15 protein-coding genes and 1 pseudogene are annotated in these 17033 nt (G+C 68.4%); all 16 read right to left on the bottom strand.

What is annotated here, in order from left to right; all coding sequences use genetic code 11:
- Positions 1 to 24: 24 nt before the first annotated feature.
- The 16 genes and pseudogenes from MJQ72_RS38765 to MJQ72_RS38690 all read right to left on the bottom strand — a co-directional run bounded on the left by MJQ72_RS38765 (position 25) and on the right by MJQ72_RS38690 (position 16910).
- Entirely contained in the window at positions 25 to 1524 is a 1500-nt protein-coding gene (locus tag MJQ72_RS38765; RefSeq protein WP_240595904.1) for a right-handed parallel beta-helix repeat-containing protein, read from the bottom strand.
- Positions 1521 to 2837 carry a glutamate-1-semialdehyde 2,1-aminomutase gene (locus MJQ72_RS38760; RefSeq protein ID WP_240595903.1) on the bottom strand — a complete coding sequence of 439 codons (1317 nt, stop codon included), beginning with the start codon at positions 2835 to 2837 and terminating at the stop codon, positions 1521 to 1523. The genes MJQ72_RS38765 and MJQ72_RS38760 overlap by 4 nt, the downstream gene beginning before the upstream one ends.
- A 4-nt stretch (positions 2838 to 2841) precedes the next feature.
- Positions 2842 to 3390 carry a dTDP-4-dehydrorhamnose 3,5-epimerase family protein gene (locus MJQ72_RS38755; RefSeq protein ID WP_240595902.1) on the bottom strand — a complete coding sequence of 183 codons (549 nt, stop codon included), beginning with the start codon at positions 3388 to 3390 and terminating at the stop codon, positions 2842 to 2844.
- Complete coding sequence (locus MJQ72_RS38750; protein WP_240595901.1) at positions 3387 to 4574, bottom strand: polysaccharide pyruvyl transferase family protein; 1188 nt, start codon at positions 4572 to 4574, stop codon at positions 3387 to 3389. Before MJQ72_RS38750 ends, MJQ72_RS38755 begins: the two co-directional genes overlap by 4 nt.
- Positions 4571 to 5521, bottom strand: a complete 951-nt coding sequence (locus tag MJQ72_RS38745) for a glycosyltransferase family 2 protein (protein WP_240595900.1) — start codon at positions 5519 to 5521, stop codon at positions 4571 to 4573. Before MJQ72_RS38745 ends, MJQ72_RS38750 begins: the two co-directional genes overlap by 4 nt.
- Entirely contained in the window at positions 5518 to 6792 is a 1275-nt protein-coding gene (locus tag MJQ72_RS38740) for a hypothetical protein (protein WP_240595899.1), read from the bottom strand. The genes MJQ72_RS38745 and MJQ72_RS38740 overlap by 4 nt, the downstream gene beginning before the upstream one ends.
- A gap of 2 nt (positions 6793 to 6794) precedes the next feature.
- Entirely contained in the window at positions 6795 to 8069 is a 1275-nt protein-coding gene (locus MJQ72_RS38735) for a DUF4910 domain-containing protein (protein WP_240595898.1), read from the bottom strand.
- Complete coding sequence (locus MJQ72_RS38730) at positions 8069 to 9091, bottom strand: NAD(P)-dependent oxidoreductase (RefSeq protein ID WP_240595897.1); 1023 nt, start codon at positions 9089 to 9091, stop codon at positions 8069 to 8071. Before MJQ72_RS38730 ends, MJQ72_RS38735 begins: the two co-directional genes overlap by 1 nt.
- A 5-nt stretch (positions 9092 to 9096) precedes the next feature.
- Positions 9097 to 9750, bottom strand: coding sequence for a PIG-L deacetylase family protein (locus MJQ72_RS38725; RefSeq protein ID WP_240601530.1), 654 nt, complete (start codon positions 9748 to 9750; stop codon positions 9097 to 9099).
- Positions 9747 to 10537: pseudogene (locus MJQ72_RS38720) on the bottom strand (glucose-1-phosphate cytidylyltransferase). Before MJQ72_RS38720 ends, MJQ72_RS38725 begins: the two are co-directional and overlap by 4 nt.
- On the bottom strand, positions 10534 to 11769 hold the full coding sequence (locus tag MJQ72_RS38715) for a class I SAM-dependent methyltransferase (protein WP_240595896.1): 1236 nt from the start codon (positions 11767 to 11769) through the stop codon (positions 10534 to 10536). Before MJQ72_RS38715 ends, MJQ72_RS38720 begins: the two are co-directional and overlap by 4 nt.
- Before the next feature lie 376 nt (positions 11770 to 12145).
- Positions 12146 to 14071 (bottom strand): S8 family serine peptidase, encoded by a 1926-nt coding sequence (locus MJQ72_RS38710; RefSeq protein WP_240595895.1) that lies wholly within the window; start codon positions 14069 to 14071, stop codon positions 12146 to 12148.
- Positions 14072 to 14206: 135 nt separating this feature from the next.
- Positions 14207 to 14668 (bottom strand): thioesterase family protein, encoded by a 462-nt coding sequence (locus tag MJQ72_RS38705; RefSeq protein WP_240595894.1) that lies wholly within the window; start codon positions 14666 to 14668, stop codon positions 14207 to 14209.
- Positions 14669 to 14731: 63 nt separating this feature from the next.
- Complete coding sequence (locus tag MJQ72_RS38700) at positions 14732 to 15244, bottom strand: DUF4872 domain-containing protein (protein ID WP_240595893.1); 513 nt, start codon at positions 15242 to 15244, stop codon at positions 14732 to 14734.
- A 73-nt stretch (positions 15245 to 15317) separates the two neighbouring features.
- Entirely contained in the window at positions 15318 to 15917 is a 600-nt protein-coding gene (locus MJQ72_RS38695; RefSeq protein WP_240595892.1) for a BtrH N-terminal domain-containing protein, read from the bottom strand.
- A 24-nt stretch (positions 15918 to 15941) separates the two neighbouring features.
- A complete protein-coding gene (locus MJQ72_RS38690; RefSeq protein WP_240595891.1) occupies positions 15942 to 16910 on the bottom strand; it encodes a YncE family protein in 969 nt (322 codons plus the stop codon).
- Between the last annotated feature and the right edge of the window lie 123 nt (positions 16911 to 17033).

Genomic DNA, 17033 nt, shown 5'->3' with positions numbered 1-17033 from the left:
AGATGGACACTTACAGGTGAACCTTCAGCAGGTCACCGTCTCTCCGAAGCCGCTGCAGGTGTCCTGCAGATAGGGCGCCGCCTGCCATTGCGCCGCGGTCAGCCGCCGTGAGGTGTCGTGGGCGACGAACGTCCACGGCCCGTAGTACTGGTTGTCGTACCACCGGTTCTCCTGCCGGAAGGTGATCGCCTCCGAGATCACGGAGCCTCGGTACGGCGACCAGGCCGGGAAGGTCCCGTAGTTCGAGAGCACCGCCATCCGCCCGCACAGGCCGAGACAGCCTTCCATCGCCGAGTCGAATTCGAAGGTGTTCTCGTGCACCGAAACGCGCTGTGTCTTCCACCGGCAGTCGCCGTACAGCGGCTCGGTCGCGATACCCGGATCGGAGCAGGCGGAAGTCGGGGAGACCAGCGCCGTACAGGAGAGCGTGGAGGTGTTGGCCGGGCTGTTGCAGAACCGGTCGGCGTTCTCCCACAACGTGATCCCCGACCAGTTGTCGGAGAACATGTTGCCCCGGATGTCGATCCGGCTGGTCCGGGCGGGCAGCCTCGGCTCGCCGCCCGATTCGCTGAGGTACACCGCCGCGACCGGGAAGTTGTCGCCCTTGGCGGCCCGTTTCCGGCCCTGCACCAGCGCGTTCCGGTTGAAGGTGTTCCCGATCAGCTCCAGGTTGTAGGAGATCTCGTAGAACAGGCCCTCGGACGCGTTGTCCTCGATCAGGTTGTCCTGGATGAGGAAGTCGTTGTTGTTCGTGTCGGCCCAGAGCCCGACACCGTGGTTGTGGTGGACCCAGTTCCCGGTGACGTCGGCGCCGTTCACGGCCCAGAACTTCGCCCCGCCGCTGCAACCGCAGCCCGGGACCTTCGTCTCCCAGTCGCCGGTGTTGTTCCCGGTGATCTCGTTGCCCTCGATCACCAGGCCGGTCAGCCCGCCGCCGAAGCGATAGGCGTTGATGCCGTACTGCCCGTTGTTCCGCAGGCAGTTCCCGATCACCCGCTGGCCGGAGCCGGTCATCATCGCGGCGCCGTCGTTGTCCTCGATGACGTTGCCTTCGATGGTCCAGCGTTCGCCCGAATCGTGGTTGACCACGCCCTGGTCGCGTTCGGCGACGAAACCGCGGATGGTCAGCCCGCGGATCACCACGTCCTTGGCCGGCGTGGTGAAGGCCGCGCGGTTGATCCCGCGTCCGTTGAGCACGGCGCCGGGCGCGCCGAGGTAGACGTTGCCGTCCTTCGGCATCACCTGGCCGAACTGGTCGGAACTCAGCGTGTGCTCGCCCGGTGACAGCCAGAACGTGGTCCCCGGCGGGCTGAACCGGGTCCTGTCGGTCAGATCGGTGCCTGGATCGACGACCTGGGCGCCTTCCGGGGCGGAAGGGACGCCGACGGTCGTGCCGCACACCCCTCGAGCCGGCTCTTCGGACGCCACCGCTGTGTTCTCAACGGCGACCTGGAGCAGTAATACGGACAACGCGGCGCAGAACACGCGCGTGCCGGTCGAGCGATATACGATCCCTGGGCTCATACCCTTCTCCGAAATACCGGCTTCACCGGACGGCCACCCAGCCACGGCGCCGGATCATCCGCGTCGAGCGCTTTGCGGTACACGAGGCAGGCCTGCGAGACCACTTCGACCGTCCGGTCGATGTCTTCTTCGGACAACGCGCTGCTGACCACGAACGACGGCCCGAGGACCCCGCCCGTGACCAGTTGCCGCAGGAACAACGTCCGGTAGTCCTGCGACGGTTTCTTGCCGGCGTCGAGCGTGGCGAAGACGAGGTTGCTCGCCCGGCCGCGCACGACGACGTGTTCCCCGACCCCGGCCGAGGCCGCGACTTCGCGGACCCCGGCGGCGAGCCGGTCGCCGAGCGCGTGCAGCCGCGCGGCGATGCCTTCTTCGGTGTAGGTCTCCATGACCGCGATCGCGGCGGCCAGCGAATGCGTCTCGGCGCCGTGCGTGGTGGACAGCAGGAAGACGCGGTCCTCGCCGGTGCGCAGCCCGCCGAGTTCCATCAGTTCCCGTTTGCCCGCCAGCGCCGAGACGGCGAACCCGTTGCCGAGCGCCTTGCCGAACGTCGAGAGATCCGGCGTGACCCCGTAGAGCCCCTGCGCGCCCGCCTCCGACCAGCGGAAACCGGTGATCATCTCGTCGAAGATCAGCACACAGCCGTACCGGTCGGCGAGTTCCCGCAGGCCGACGAGGTAGCCGGCGGGCGGTTCGAGCTGGGTCGACGCCTCCAGGATCAGGCAGGCGATCCGGCCAGCGTTGTCCCGCAGCAGCCGCTCCACCGCCGGGAGGTCGCCGTACGGGAACGACACGGTGAGATCCGTGATCGCGTCCGGGATGCCCGAAGACATCGCGGTGGTGCCGATGAACCAGTCGTCGATGGAGAAGAACGCGTGGTCGCGGCAGATCGCCACCAGCGGCCTGCCGGTGGCCGCCCTGGCGAGTTTGACCGCGGCCGTGGTGGCGTCCGAGCCGTTCTTGGCGAACTTGACCATCTCGGCGGTCGGCACGGTTTCGAGGAACTTCGTCGCCGCCCGTTCCTCCACAATGGACGGACGGGCGAAGTTGGCGCCCCGGTCGATCTCGCGGTGGGCGGCTTCGGTCACCCTCGGGTGCACGTGCCCGAGGCTGACCGCGCGCAGCCCCGAGCCGTACTCGATGTATTCGTTCCCGTCGACGTCCCAGACGTGCGCGCCGAGCCCGTGCGAGATGACCGGTGCCAGATTCTCCGGATACTGGTCGTCGCCCTTGGCGTAGGTGTGCGCCCCGCCGGGGATCATGGCGTGGAGGCGCTCGTTGGCCCGCATGGACTTGGGAAGCTGACGGGTCATGCTCTCACCTCGTGTTCTGTAGTACGGCGGAAAGCGGGAGCGCGGATCGATCCCGCTCCGACATGAGCGCCACCGGAAGTGGCCACAGGATCGCCAGTTCCGGGTCGTCGTAGGCGATCGCGACGTCCTCCGCCGGGTCGTGCGCGCGGTCGATCCGGTAGGAGACGTCGGCGTACTCGGTGAGCGCCTGGAACCCGTGCGCGCACCCGGCCGGGATGTACAGCGAAACCTGCGTCTCCCCGGACAGTTCGAACGTCTCCTTGGCGAGGTACGTCGGCGAATCCGGCCTCAGGTCGACGACGACGTCGAAGACGGCGCCCCACGAGCACCGGACCAGCTTCGCCTCGCCGAGCCCCGAACGAAGGTGCATCCCGCGCAGCACTCCCTTGCGGGAGCGGGAAACACTGTCCTGGAGGAACCCGTTCGGGTCGATCCCGGCCGACCGGACGACGTCGGCGTCGAAGGTGCGGCTGAAGAAGCCGCGTTCGTCGGCGTGCGGGGTCGGCTCGAACAGGTACGCGCCCGCGATGGCGGGCACCGGGATCACCTTCATCGGACTCCCATCGGCAGGAAGGCGGCGGACAGCGCGGCGAACTGTTCGTCCAGCAACCGCGTCTGCTCCGCGCCTCGTTTCGCGACGATCTCGGTCAGCTCACCCGCCCTGGACTCGAGTTCGGCGAACTGGCGCACCAGCGCGTCGAAGTCGATCTCCTTGGCGGACTGGCAGAACTCGCCGAGTCCCAGCGTGGTCATGAGCACTTCGTTCTTGCCGGCGTACCCGATGGACAACGTCGGTTTCGCCAGCTTCAGCGCGCACAGGACGTTGTGGTACCGGGTGGCGACGACGGTCTCGACCGCCGACATCGCCCGCATCACCTCGTCCAAAGTGGCCGTGTCGGCGGCGGCGATCAGCGGGGATTCCAGTTCCCGCATGATCTCGTCGACGACCTGCGCGTCCGCCCGGTCGCCGATGAACAGCCGCACCGGGCGGCCGTCGGCGACCAGACGAGCCACGAACCGGGTCATCTTGTCCACATAGGACTCGTAGATCTCGGCGGCTCGGTGCCGGTCGTCGTTCCCGCCGTGGTACGCCATCACCCCGACCCCGACGGACCGGGGCAGCACCGGTTCCGAAGGCGCGCGGAGGGCGAAGGCGAGATCGGGGTACACGCGGTCGTTCGTGACGTCGACGCCCATTGTGCGCATCGCTTCACGTGACGGCTCGTCCCGGTAGGACCGGAACGCCGCGAGCCGCGCGGCCCACCCGATCACGGACCGGGTGACCCGGTGCGTGCTCACGCTGGCGCCGACGCTCACCAGCGCCACCTTGGTGCCAACCAGACGGCCGGATACCGAAAGCAGCAGTAGCGCGTACGGGAAACCCCAGGGACGCAAGGGAAGAGTGGATTCGAGGACACCCATTCCCGGCACGATCACCACGTCTTGGCGCCGCACCCACGCGGCCGTGCGGAAGATGTCGACGAGTTTCCCGAAGCCCTTCATGGCGATGGACAGCGGTCCCGATGCCGTTCGGTACTCGCCCTCGTACCAGTTCAACGCGGTCGTTTCGAGTCCGTGGCGCGACGCGACGACTTCCGGGCCGCCGCACATCACGCTGAGCGCGGCGCCCGGATGCTCCGCGCGCAAATACCCGAGAACCGCCTCGAAGGACCCGTCGTTGCCGAGGTTCCCTGATCCGAGGAGCCCGAACAGCCCGATTCTCACGGGCGAGGTCAAGGGACTCGTCCCTCCTGGCCGGCGACGACCGAGGCCACGGACACTTCACGGGGGCCCACTTCGGCCTCGGCCTGGACGGGCATCCGTCCCATGGCCGGGTTCCCCGCCCGGTTCAGCATCCATTGCCGCAGGTAGCGGAAGCATTCGCGCTTCTCCGCGCCGGAGATCGGCGCGTTGCGGATCGCCTTGACGTAGCCGAGTACGTATTCGCCGAGCAGCCGGACCATCGGGTGGCGCAGCTTGTCGGCCCGTTTCGGGTCGAGGTTGGCGGCCCGCCTGCGCACGGTCGGGTGCTCGTGTTCGGAGCGGCCGGGGTGGTCGCGCCGGAAGTACAGCCAGTCGGGCACCTGGTGGAACGGGCCGTGCAGGGCCAGTTCCGAGATGATCGTGCGGTCCGCGTGGTGGTAGCTGTCCAGCGGCGCGACGCGGCGCAGCACCTCGGTGCGGACGACCGCGCCGTCGTCGTCCCCGCCGGGGGCGAACAGCGTGCTGCGGAAGCGTTCCGCGGCGTGCGGCGAGACCGTGTTGAGCGGGTACTCCAGTGCCTGCGTGACGACGGCCTTCTCGTCGATCATCGCCGTCCACGAATGCGAGAGGACGAACTCGGGATGCTCGTCGAGTGCCTCGATACAGCGTTCCAGCAGGTCACGCGCGTAAAGGTCGTCGTCGGACGCCCATTTGAACAGTTCGCCGCGGGCGACGTCGACACAGTAGTTGTGGTTGGGCGCGCAGCCGATGTTCACCGGCTGGCGGACATAGCGGACGCGCGAATCCTGCTTCGCGTACTCGCGGCTGATCTCTTCGGTGCGGTCCAAGGACGCGTTGTCCGAGATGATCAGCTCGAAGTTCTCGTAGCTTTGGCCGAGGAGTGCGTCCAGCGATTCGGCGAGGTAGTCCTCGCCGTTGTAGACCGGGAGCCCGATGCTCAGCCGAGGAGCGGTGCTCATGACGTCCTCATTTCTTCCTTCTCCGAAGTCAGATGCGCTTTGAGAGCGGCATGGAGCTGAAGCCACCACACCGCCGACCCGCTGGTGATCGCCAACGCGACCCCCCAAGCGGATCCGGACGCCCCGGCCAAGAAGGCGCCTATGAGCCCGAAACCGACGTAGCCGGCCGAGTTGATCAGCTGGGCGCGAAGGCTCCTTTTCGCAGCGCCGAGCGCACGCAATCCGGCGGCCGCCCCCGTGTTGAATCCCGCCGCGGCGATACCGATGGTCACCGGGAGGATCAGTTCGGAGGCGGGATCCCACACGTCGCCGAGGACGAACCGGCCGGCGTCGTGGGGTACCAGAAGCAAGGCGAGACCCCAGAGCAGGGCCGCGGCCGCCTGGCCCGCGCCGAGCACGGCGCAGAAATGGCGGAGGCGATGCGGGGCCCGTTGGAGCACCCGCGCGCCTTCCGCCACCGTGACCAGGGAAAGTCCCATCAGAAGAGCGAAGAACGGTCCGAGGAGCAGCTCGGCGCCGCGGACCGCGCCGACGCTCGCGAGCCCGGCGATCGCGCCGAGCCCGTACATCCGCAGCTGCGTCGAGCCGCTGTTGCTGACGTTTTCGATCAGGTAGCGGGTGCCGAGGTCGCGGTGGTGCTTGAGCCAGTCGAGCGTGCCGCGAGGATCCGGCCGGACCCCCGCCTGCAGGCAGCCGTATCCGGCGGCGACCGCCCCGGACAGGCCCCACGCCAGGATGAACGCGACGACCGTGTCGAACCACTGGTGCGCGATGAAGAGCGCCGGGATCAGCGCGATGCCCCAGACGACGTCGTTGACGAACGCCTTCTTCCCGTGCCCCGCGGCGAAGAAGGTGAACCGCCACGCGTCCTGCAGCAGCAGCGTCGGGATGACCACGCCGAGCGCGACGAACGCGCCGCCGATGGGGCCACCCACCACGAGACCCGCGCCCACACTGACGGCACCGGCGGCGACACCCGCGGAGAGCGCCGTCCCGGTCGCCTTGGCGGTCGCCGTCCGCCAGGTCTCGGTGGGCACCCCGGAGAACCGCACCATCAGCGGATCCGTCGTCAGCCCGCGCGAAAGGTTGAGCACCACGCCGTAGCTGACCCAGGCGAGGCTGAACATGCCGAAGGCGAACGTGCCGAGCGAACGCGCCACGAACAGCCCGACCACGAAGTTGGTGATACTGGAAACGGCCTGGTCGCCGAGGCCCCAGCTGAGCCGCCCGGCCATGGCCCGGACGGCTTGGGAACGCAGAAGTGATCGCATCTTCAGTCCTTGAGCAATCCGGCGTCGTGCAGCGCCCGAGCGGCGGCGACGACGGAATCGAACGGCAGCCCGGACCGCTCGGCGACGTCGAGCAGGCTGTGCTCGCCGTCCGAGAGGTTGAGCACCCAGAGCATGGCCATCTGGGCTTGTTTGGCGTCGCTTCGGCCGCCGAGCGAGTCGTACAGCCCGCGCTTGCCGAGCTGCGGCTCGCCGTAGGGGCTGAGGTTGACGTAGCTGCGGTTGCGGTCGAGGACGGCGAAGGTGTCCTTCAAGGTCTGAAGGGTTTCCTCCATGGCCTCCGTGGACACGAAATCGAGGTTGTCGGCCGAAGTGTGGTACTCGGGATAGCCCGCGTACGGCGTCCTCGTCAGCGAGCCGACGCCGAGGTTGAAGCCGGGCGAGCAGAACTGGCGCTCGTCGTAGCCGTACGGCGAGAAGTCCACGATCTTGTGCGCGCGGTCGGCCAGGACGTACGCGAGCACGCGGTCGATTTCGGCGTCGCCCCGGCGGCTTCGCTTGTAGGTCAACGATCCCGGGTCGCCCGCGCACGCCAGCACGAGCCCGGCCTTGATCCGGCCGACGCGGTCGTTGTTGCGCGCGAGCCAGGTGATGGCGCCGATCGTGCCCGGCATGAAGAGGAACCGGTACGTGTAGTGCGGCTTCTCCAGTGTCTGTGCGAAGGCGGCGGCGATCGCGATCCCGGCGACGTTGTCGTTCGCCAGCGACGGATGGCAGGTGTGGCAGGAGATGATCACCTCGTCGGTGACCTCGCCCGGCACGACGTGCTCGGCGTAGGTGAGGCTCCCGTCGGCGAGCGTGGAGTCGATGTGCACTTCGTACTCGCCGTCCGGCATCGCGTCGAGTGTTTCCTGCGCCAGGCAGAAACCCCAGGTCGGCGAGTAGTAGCTGGTCCGGTACGGCACCCAGGACGGCTGATCGGGCAGGGTGTGCAGGTGCTCGCGCAGCTCGCTGAGCGGCATCTTCCGCGACACCGGGACGCTGTAGCCGACGACATGCAGGTTCGACTCCTGGAAGTCGACCACGCGGCGGCCGGTGGCGTCCTTGATGTACGCGTCGCGGATGTTCCATTCCTGCGGCACCGTCCAGTCCAGTACCCGGGTGCCGGTGGGGACCTCGTGGATCTCCAGCGGGACGTGCTCGCCGACGATCTCCAGCGTGCGGCGGACGCCGTCGCCGGTGATGCTGCGGCACAGCGGATACAGGCGCTCGACCAGCTTTCGCAGGTCGGCGCCCGTGTCCAGATCCCTGTTCGACATCAGCGACGCCGGAGGGTGTCGTCGAGTTCGCCGGCCGCGGTCCGGTCCTGCAGCCGCGCGAGCCGCGTGAACAGGCGCTGGAAGCCGTGTTCGGTGAGGCCGTGCGTCTTGTAGGCCTCGATCAGTTCGAGCGCGCCGTCCTTGACCGACCAGTCGCAGTCGAAGCCGGGGATCGCCGCGCGGAACCGGGAGAAGTCGACCCGGTACGAACGCGGGTCCGCGCCCGCCTCGCCGGTGATCCGCAGCGTCGAGCCGGGGACGGCCTCGACGACCTCTTCGGCGATCTCGGCGACGGTCACGTTGTTGCGTTCGGTGCCGATGTTGAACGCCTTGCCGTGCACGGCTTCCTTCGGTGCCACCAGCGCCGCGGCGAAGGCCCGCGCGATGTCCTTGGCGTGCACCAGCGGCCGCCACGGCGTGCCGTCGGAGAGCACCAGCACCTCGCCGGAGAGGTGCGCGTGCGCGGTCAGGTTGTTGAGCACGATGTCGCCGCGCAGCCGGGGCGAGAACCCGAACGCGGTCGCGTTCCGCATGTACACCGGGCTGAAGTCGGCGTCGGCGAGCTCCTGGACGTCGTCCTCCACCCGCACCTTCGACTCGGCGTACGGCGTCACCGGGCGCAGCGGCGCGTCCTCGTCGACCAGGCCGTCGCCGCCCGAAGCGCCGTACACCGAGCACGTGGAGGCGTAGAGGTACCGCTTGACCCCGGCGTCCTTCGCCAGCTTCGCGAGCTTGACCGAAGCGTGGTGGTTGATGTCGTAGGTCAGCTCCGGCGCCAGCGAACCGAGCGGGTCGTTGGACAGCGCCCCGAGATGGATCACCGCGTCCACGCCGGCCACGTGCTCGGCCGTGACGTCACGGAGGTCGACCTCGAAACCCTCGGGGTCTTCGGGCTTCGGGCCGAGCACGCAGGTGTCGTAGAGACCGGAGTCGAGGCCGATCACCTCGTGGCCTTCGGCGGCCAGCACCGGGGCCATCACCGTGCCCAGGTAACCCTTGTGCCCGGTCAGCAGCACACGCATGGCTTTCAGCCTTTCGGAGTGAGGTCGAGCGTCAGTTTCTTGAGGTCGAAGGCCTCGGCATAGCGCTGCCCGCATTCGATACCGCGAATGCGGGCGAGGCCGAGGAAGGCTTCCCGGTCGTACCAAGGCCGGTGCCGCTGAGAGGCGTAATGCTCCTGCAGCAGGCGGACCTTCTCCTCGGCGCGCTCGGGCGAAAGCGGCACGTACGCGGTGGGTTTGCCGAGGTCGCCGTCCCATTTCGCGATCTCGTACTCCAGCTGGAGATGGGTGCGGAACACGGTCGGCACCAGCTTCGCCAGGCCGCGGTGGTCCTGGTGCGCGTCGGCCGTGCGCGGGGAGAGCACGAGGTCCGGGTCGGTGCGGCGGCGCAGCTCCTCCAGCCCGTTCTTGGCCTCTTCCCAATGCGCGGGGAACCGGCCGTCGGGCAGTTTGAGCACGGTGACCTCGACGTCGGCGCCGGGGCAGAAGGCCGCGAGCGCGGCGCGTTCCTCGGTCTCCCGCTCGGTGCCGCCGCCGGAAAGCACGAGCGCGTCCACCCGGACACCCGGGTTGGCGGCGCAGATCGTCAGCAGGGTGCCGCCCGCGCCGATGGCGATGTCGTCACAGTGCGCGCCGAGCGCGACGATCCGCTGGACGCCGCCGGTGCCGAGCTCGATCACGCCGAGCTCGCCGCTTCGCGTTCCCAGCGGGCCCACGGACGGTCTCCGTGCGCGTACGCGTCGTCCAGCTGGACGCGTTCCTTGACGGTGTCGGTCGGCTTCCAGAACCCGCGGTACGGGTACGCGAGCAGCTTGCCGCGCTTGGCGAGCTCGCCGCAGCCGTCGGCCACCAGGTCGCCGCCCTCGGGATGTGGTCGAAGATCTCCTGGCGCAGCACGAAGTATCCGCCGTTCTCCCACAGCGGCATCTCGCTGACCGGGGTCAGCGCGCCGATGCGGCCGTCCTCGCCCATCTCGACGCAGTGGAACGACGACTGCGGCGGCACGACCATCATCGACGCGCCGGCGTCGGATTCGGTGAACCGCTCGATCATGTCCGGCAAGGGCGCGTCGGTGAGGACGTCGGCGTAGTTGGCGAGGAACATCTCGTCGCCCTCGAGATACGGGCGCACCCGGCGCAGCCGCTCGCCGATGGCCGATTCGAGCCCGGTCTGCACGAAGGTGATCGACCAGTCCGCGATGTCGGTCGACAGCAGCTCGGCCTTGCCGCGGCGCAGGACGAAATCGTTGGAGGTGGTCTCCTGGTAGTTGAGGAAGAACTCCTTGATGTGGTGCGCGCCGTAGCCGAGACAGAGGATGAACTCGGTGTGCCCGAAATGCGCGTAGTACCGCATCACGTGCCAGATCAGGGGTCTGGGGCCGACCATGGCCATCGGCTTCGGCACGTCGGACGCGTCACCGTTGCGCATCCGCATGCCGTAGCCGCCGCAGAAGAGGACTACCTTCACGACTTCACCTCGACGATTTCCAGGTGCGGGATGGGGAAGACCAGCTTCCCGCCCCATTCGTCCACAAAGGACAATTGGGCGGTCAGTTCCTTCCGGAGATTCCACGGAAGGACGAGCACGTAGTCGGGCCGGTCCGCTTCGATGCGCTCCGGCGGCAGGATCGGGATCCGGGTGCCGGGGGTGAACCGGCCGTGCTTGTACGGGTTGCGGTCGACGGTGTACCGCAAGACGTCCGGGCGGATGCCGCAGTGGTTCAGCAGCGTGTTGCCCTTGCCCGGGGCGCCGTAACCGACGACGGTCTTGCCTTCGAGCGCGGCGTCGGTGAGGAACTTGTTCAGCTCGAGCCGGACCTTGGTGACCCGCTCGGAGAATTCGGTGTAGCCGGACATTTCGTGCAGCCCGGCCGCCTTTTCGGCGTCGAGGACCCGCGTCATCCGCTCGCTCGGCTCACCGGCGACGGCGTCCGGGCGCGCCCACAACCGGATCGAACCGCCGTGCGTGGGCAGGAGCTCGACGTCCACAACGGACAATCCGCCCTGCGCGAGCGCCCGGCGCGCGGATTCCACCGTGTAGTACTGGAAGTGCTCGTGATAGATCGTGTCGTACTGGTTCTCCTGGATCAGCGTCAGCAGGTGCTGGACCTCGATGCTGACCCAGCCGTCATCGGCGACCAGGGCGCGGAGCCCGTGCGTGAACCCGATGATGTCCGGAATGTGCGCGTAGACGTTGTTCGCCACGACGAGGTCGGCGGGGCCGTGCTCCTCGCGGACGTCGCGTCCGGTTTCGGGGCCGAGGAAGGCGGTCTTCGTCGGCACCCCGGCGTCACGCGCGGCTTGGCCCACGTTCACCGAAGGTTCCACGCCGAGACAACGGATCTGCTGTGCCACAACGTGTTTGAGGAGATAGCCGTCGTTGCTGGCGACCTCGACGACGAACGAGGACTCGTCGAGCCCCAGCCGCTCGACGGCGCCGTCGACGAACGTCTTGGCGTGTTCGACCCAGGAGGCGGAATACGACGAGAAATACGCGTATTCGGTGAAAGTCTCTTCCGGGGTGATCAGCGGAGGGATCTGGGCCAGCCAGCATTCGGTGCAGACCCGCAGGTGGAGGGGGTACGTCGGCTCCGGCTCCGCGAGCTGTTCCGCGGTCAGGAAACGTTCGCACGGCGGCGTCGCCCCGAGGTCGACGACACTGGCGAGATGGGCCGAGCCGCAGAGTCGGCAGGTGGTCATCGAGAGGCTCCTTGGCTCGCGTCACGTATCCCAGACGTCGGCACCTCGGGTCGCCTCGTTACATGCCTTCCAGGGGTCTCACGCTTCCGTCTCACAACCGAAACCTGGCGTCTCGGCCATCGGCGCAGGCGTCTCCGCCATCCGGACGCGGGCAACTCCCGGCCGATCGCGTTCCGCCCGCTAAACGCGACCCGCCAGGCCCCCGCCCGGATCGCGTTTAGCCGACTAAACGCGACCCGCCAGGCCCCCGCAGACGTCGCGAAAGCCACTTTCGCGACGTCTGATGTCCCGAAAGTGGCTTTCGCGACACCTGGTCGCCGAGCCGCCGCGCCCGGATCGCGTTTAGCGGGCTAAACGCGATCCGGCCGTCAAGCCGTCAGGAGACCACCAGCGCGTAGTCCGCATCGGTCGCCGACGTCTCCGGGTGACCGTCGGCGTTCACCTGCGTCGCCACGACCTCCACCGTCCAAGTACCGGCGGCCGGCCTCTCGAGGATGACGTTCTCCACCGTGTCGACGGTGTTCGGCGACCCGCCCGCGGTCGAGAAGTTGCCCGCCTTCAGCCCGTTGTTGCCGTAGTAGACGGTCCCGTTCGGCGCGGTGACCTTCAGGGTCAGGTCGTTGACCCTGGCGACCGTCGCGCTCGGCGAGCCCGCCGGGTCGGTGTAGGCCAGCGTGGCCTTGAACTGTTTGGTCCCGTTCACCGCGACCGTGTACTTCTTCGACTGCCCGGTGCCCAGCAGATCGGTCTCGTTCACCAGCACCGGCAGTTTCCAGCCGTTCGCCTTGGCCTGTTCGTGCAGGTACCGCACGTTCGCGGTGCCCCAGCCCTGATGCGTCCGGGTCATGTCGTGCGAGGTGCCGCTGAACGCGAACTGGTCGGCACCGTTGATCAGCAGCGCCTTCGCGGTCGAGGCGTGCGGGCGGCTCGTGAAGACGTCGCGGCCCTTTCCGGGGCCGCCGTCGAACACGCCGTCGGCCCACATCTGGAACAGCAGCCCGGCGTTTCCGCAGGTGATCGGGGTCGCGCCGCTCGTGCCGCCGAACGACGCCGTGTACGAGGTGTCACTGCCGGACGACGTGGTGTCGATCCGGTCGTAGTAGTTCGACAGTTCCGGTTTGATCCGCCCGTCGGCGGCCGGGCCGATGCTGGCGCCGCCGTTCCACTTGTCGTCGGTGCGGCCCAGCGTGTCGTAGTGGTACTGCCCGCCGACCGAGAGCACGTTCTTCGACCAGGCCTGCGGCCGCGACTGCTGGGTGCCCGCGTTGCTCTGCGACTGGCAGATCAGCAGGTCGTGGTCGAAGACGATCTTGTCGAGCTCGGCGGAGACCGAGTTGTAGGCCGTGGTCAGCCCGCCGCCCCAGCTGTTGCTCTGGAACACCGCGCGGTACCTGCCCGCCGGGTCGACCAGCTCCTTGGTGTGGGCGTAGCGGTCCGGCTTGTTGTAGGTGGCGAAGATCCCCTGAGCCTCGGGCAGCAGCCCCCGCCGTGCAGCGCTCACACCCGACGCGAAGATCTGGCCGTACGTGGACGTCCCGTGGCTGGTGCTGGTGGAGTTCGACCCGTGCATCACCGTCGGCCGCGCCTTGAACTCCTGGTGCGTGACGCGCAGTCCACCGTCCATCACCTCGCCGCGCACGCCCTGGCCGCGATAGCCGCCGACACTTTCGACGTAGTTCGCGCCGCTGCTCTCCCTGGCGTTGGCCATGTCGGTCTCGGGCGCGGTGATCGCGCCGACCGCGAGCACCTCGGCCCCCTGCGCCACGGTGGCGGCCTGGCCGGGGCCGAGCTTCGCCACGATGTGCTGCCCGCTCTGCGAGATCGCCTCGATGCCGCCGCCGAGGCGCAGGATCCGCTCGGCCACCGCGCGCTGGTCCCGCGCGTCCGATTCGACCAGCGTCACGAGGTAACCGCCCGTCGCGGCCAGTGAGATCTCCACCTTGTCGTCCGCCCGGTATTCGCCGAGCCACCGGACGAAATTCAATTTCGCGACCGATTCGCGGTTTTCCGGCTTCAGCCGGACCACGTAGGCGAAATCGGGAATGTAGGTCCCGATCCGCACGCCGAGTGAACGCAATCGCCCGCGCTGTTCGTCGGTCAGCGCGCTCCGGACCTGGAGCAGGTAGGCGCCCTTCCAGTCCTGGCTCGCGGCCGTCCGCTGGCTGAGCGGATCGAAGGTCCTGCTGGCCAGGCGGATGAACTGGGGATCTTCGGCGGCCGGGGCGGCGACGGCCACCCCGCTCGTCAGTAGCATCGCGCCGACCAAGGGCGCGAGAAAGCGGACAGACTTCGACCGTGGCATGAAATACCTCCGGAGAGCTCTGCAGGGGAGAGGTCTTTCGAAGGTACCGGCCGAAAAGTGCGATGATCAGCCGCTGAACGGCCCAGCCGTTCCCCGGCGATGGGGGAAATGGAGCATAAACGGTTAAAAACTGATTCAGGAGCTCTCGTCGATCGCCCCGCTGAACCGCGTCAACCGCTCGCGTTCCTCGTCGCCGAGTCTTCGCGTGCTGCCTTCGGGCAGGACGCACGCGATCCAGATGGTGCGGCAGCGCGCGTAGACGGCCCGTTCGTCGCGCAGCCTGCTGTTCACCACGACGTCGCAGGTCCCGATCCGGCCGACCACGGTCTCCACCTCGACCGGGTTGTCACGGAAGGTCAGCCTGCGCAGGTAGCTGACGTTGTGCTTCGCGATGAGATACGCCGGTCCCTTGGCCTGGAAAAGGTGTTCGCGCCGCGGATCGAGCATCGCGACCTGGGCTTCCTGGAAATAGTCGAGCAACCGCACATTCCCGACGTATCCGAGATGGTCGAGGTCGGCGACACGCAGGCGATGGCGGTGGAGGTGGATCTCGGGAGCGGGACGCGCACTGGTCGTCCCCAGCGGATGTGCGTGCACGAAGTGGATCTTGAATGATCGCGTGGTGTTCCGGCCGCGCGGCGCAACGGACACCGGCCCGGTTCACTCCATCAGGGCTTCGGAGAGCTCGCGGATCGCGGCCGTCTCGGCGCTGTGGATGTCGCGGATCATGGTGCCCATCGTGCGGAAAAGGTCACGTGCTTCGGCGTCGGTGAACGGCGTTTCGTCGTTGTAGTGCTCGCGCAGTTTCCACATCTCGTCACCGGCGGCCGCAGCGGCGTCTTGTCCCGCGTCGCCTTCGCGGACCCCCGCCGAAACCGCGCTGACCAGTCCGCGCATCCAGGCGAATTCGGCGATCGACACCGGGACGGCCGCCTCGGCCAGCTCCGCCCAGCGCTCGGCGATCCCGCGCCAGGTCGACGCCTGTTCGGCCAGCGCCGGGAGTTCGAGCAGGACGGCGGCCTCGGTGAGCGCGTCGGCGAACAGTCCGCGCAGATGCCCGCCCTCCATCCCGGCCGGGGTGACGTTCTCCCACACGGTGAACAGCGCTCCGACGAGCCCGCGCCGCTCCCCGAACGCGCGCGGCCAGCCCTTGGGGTCACGTTCGTCGGTCATCGCCTTCGCCCAGCGCCCCAGGCTGGCAGCGAGAACGATTTCGACGGCGCCGAGAGATTCCGCGCGCAGTCCGTCAGCCCGTCGCGTACGGCCGCCCGCCAGTCGGGGACGTCGCCGGGCTCGATCGTGGCGAGCAGGTTCTTGTACGAGCCGACGCGGCCACGCGCGGCGTCGAACGTCTTCCGGTCGACCGTGAGCGGGCGAGGTTCCGGTCGTCGACCAGCACCCGGCCGTCTTCCTCGCCGTACGCGACGACGAAGTGGCCGCCACCGCCGGACAGCTCCGGTGGCAGCCGCCAGTAGCCGAGTGACTCGCGGTCGGGGAGGACGATCGACGGCCGTCCCGCTTCGAGATTCGCGGAGAGGCGTTTCGCGGCGGCGCGTTTGCCACCGGTGGTGTGGATGTCGACGGCGAGCCCCAGTCGGTCCACTGTGGACTTGAGCCATTCCTGCGGATACTGCCACCGCGCGCGGAAGCCGAACACGATCGTCGACATCGTCTCGTGCGCGAAGTCCCACAGGATGTAGCCGGCCCCGATCCCGCCGGACACGGCGAAGACCAGCGCCTCGCCGGGCGCCTGCCCGTCCGGCCCTTCGACGCCGTGATGGGTCAGTACGGCGGTGACCGCCGAAACATCGGGTTGCAGCCCGCCGCGCAATGCGTACTCGCTCACCCCGCCATCATGCCCGTTTCGGCGTCAGAAGTCCCTGATCAGAGAAACCCTGCCGCGTAAGGGATCCGTCACGTACACCGTCCTGGTGCGCTGGTCGATCGCGACCGCGCCGGGGTTCACGCCGAGTGAGAGGTCGCCGGTGAGCAGGCTCGTCCTGCCGTCGATCCTGGCGATGCCGTTGGGTCCGCCGTTGGCGTAGACGGTGTTCGATCCTTCATGGACCGCGAGCGCCGAAGACTCCGAGCGCAGCAGCACGGTCGCCTTCTCCTTGCGCGTGCCCGTGTCCACGATGGACAGATGGTGGATGGCCGAATTCGCGACGAACACCGTGCCGGACGCGCTGTGCACGGCGACGCCGGTCGGCGACTTGCCGACCGGGATCCCACCGGCGAACCGGCCCGCGCCGATGTCGAAGATCTCCAGCGAGTCGGTGGCCGTGCTGGTGCAGTACGCGAGCTTGCGTCCGCTGTCGACCGCCGTCGACGACAACCCCCGGGTCGGTCCCGGGACCAGGTCCAGCAGGCGGCAGCCCACGCCGTCGATGACGGCGAGCGTCCCGGTGAGGTCACTGACCGCGTAGATGCGGTTCGCGTGCTCGTCGACGTCGACACCGGACGCGCCGGGGCCGGCGGGCACCACGCTGACGACGTCGTTGGTCCGCCCGTCCAGGACGAGGACGGTCCCGGCGGGCGGGTTCGCCACGAAGACCCGGTTGGTCACCGTGTCCACGGCCAGCCCGGCGGGCTCGCCGCCGACCGGGATCACGTCACCGACCGTGCCGGACCGCGAGTCGAGGACGACGATCGTGCCGGTGGACGGGTCCGACAGGTAGGCGAAGCCGGTGACGGAATTCACCGCGACCGCCTCCGGGGCGCCCCCGACCTCGACGAGGAGCACTTTCTCGGCTCTGGCCGCCGGCGGGAACGCCACCGCGGAGGCACCGGCCGCGGCCAGCGTGAGCAGGGCTCGGCGGCTCAGCTCGGGTCCTCGCACAGGCGCCTCCCGATGATCGTTCCGAGCTTCGACGATAACCCGCGATCCGAGCACGCGAAGGAACTTCGCGTCCCCCGATCGCGTTGTTTCCGATGAGTAACCCCCACCCCTGAGAAGGAAGGA

The sequence above is a fragment of the Amycolatopsis sp. EV170708-02-1 genome (assembly GCF_022479115.1).
GTDB lineage: Bacteria > Actinomycetota > Actinomycetes > Mycobacteriales > Pseudonocardiaceae > Amycolatopsis.
This window is presented reverse-complemented; position numbering and strand designations above follow the sequence as displayed.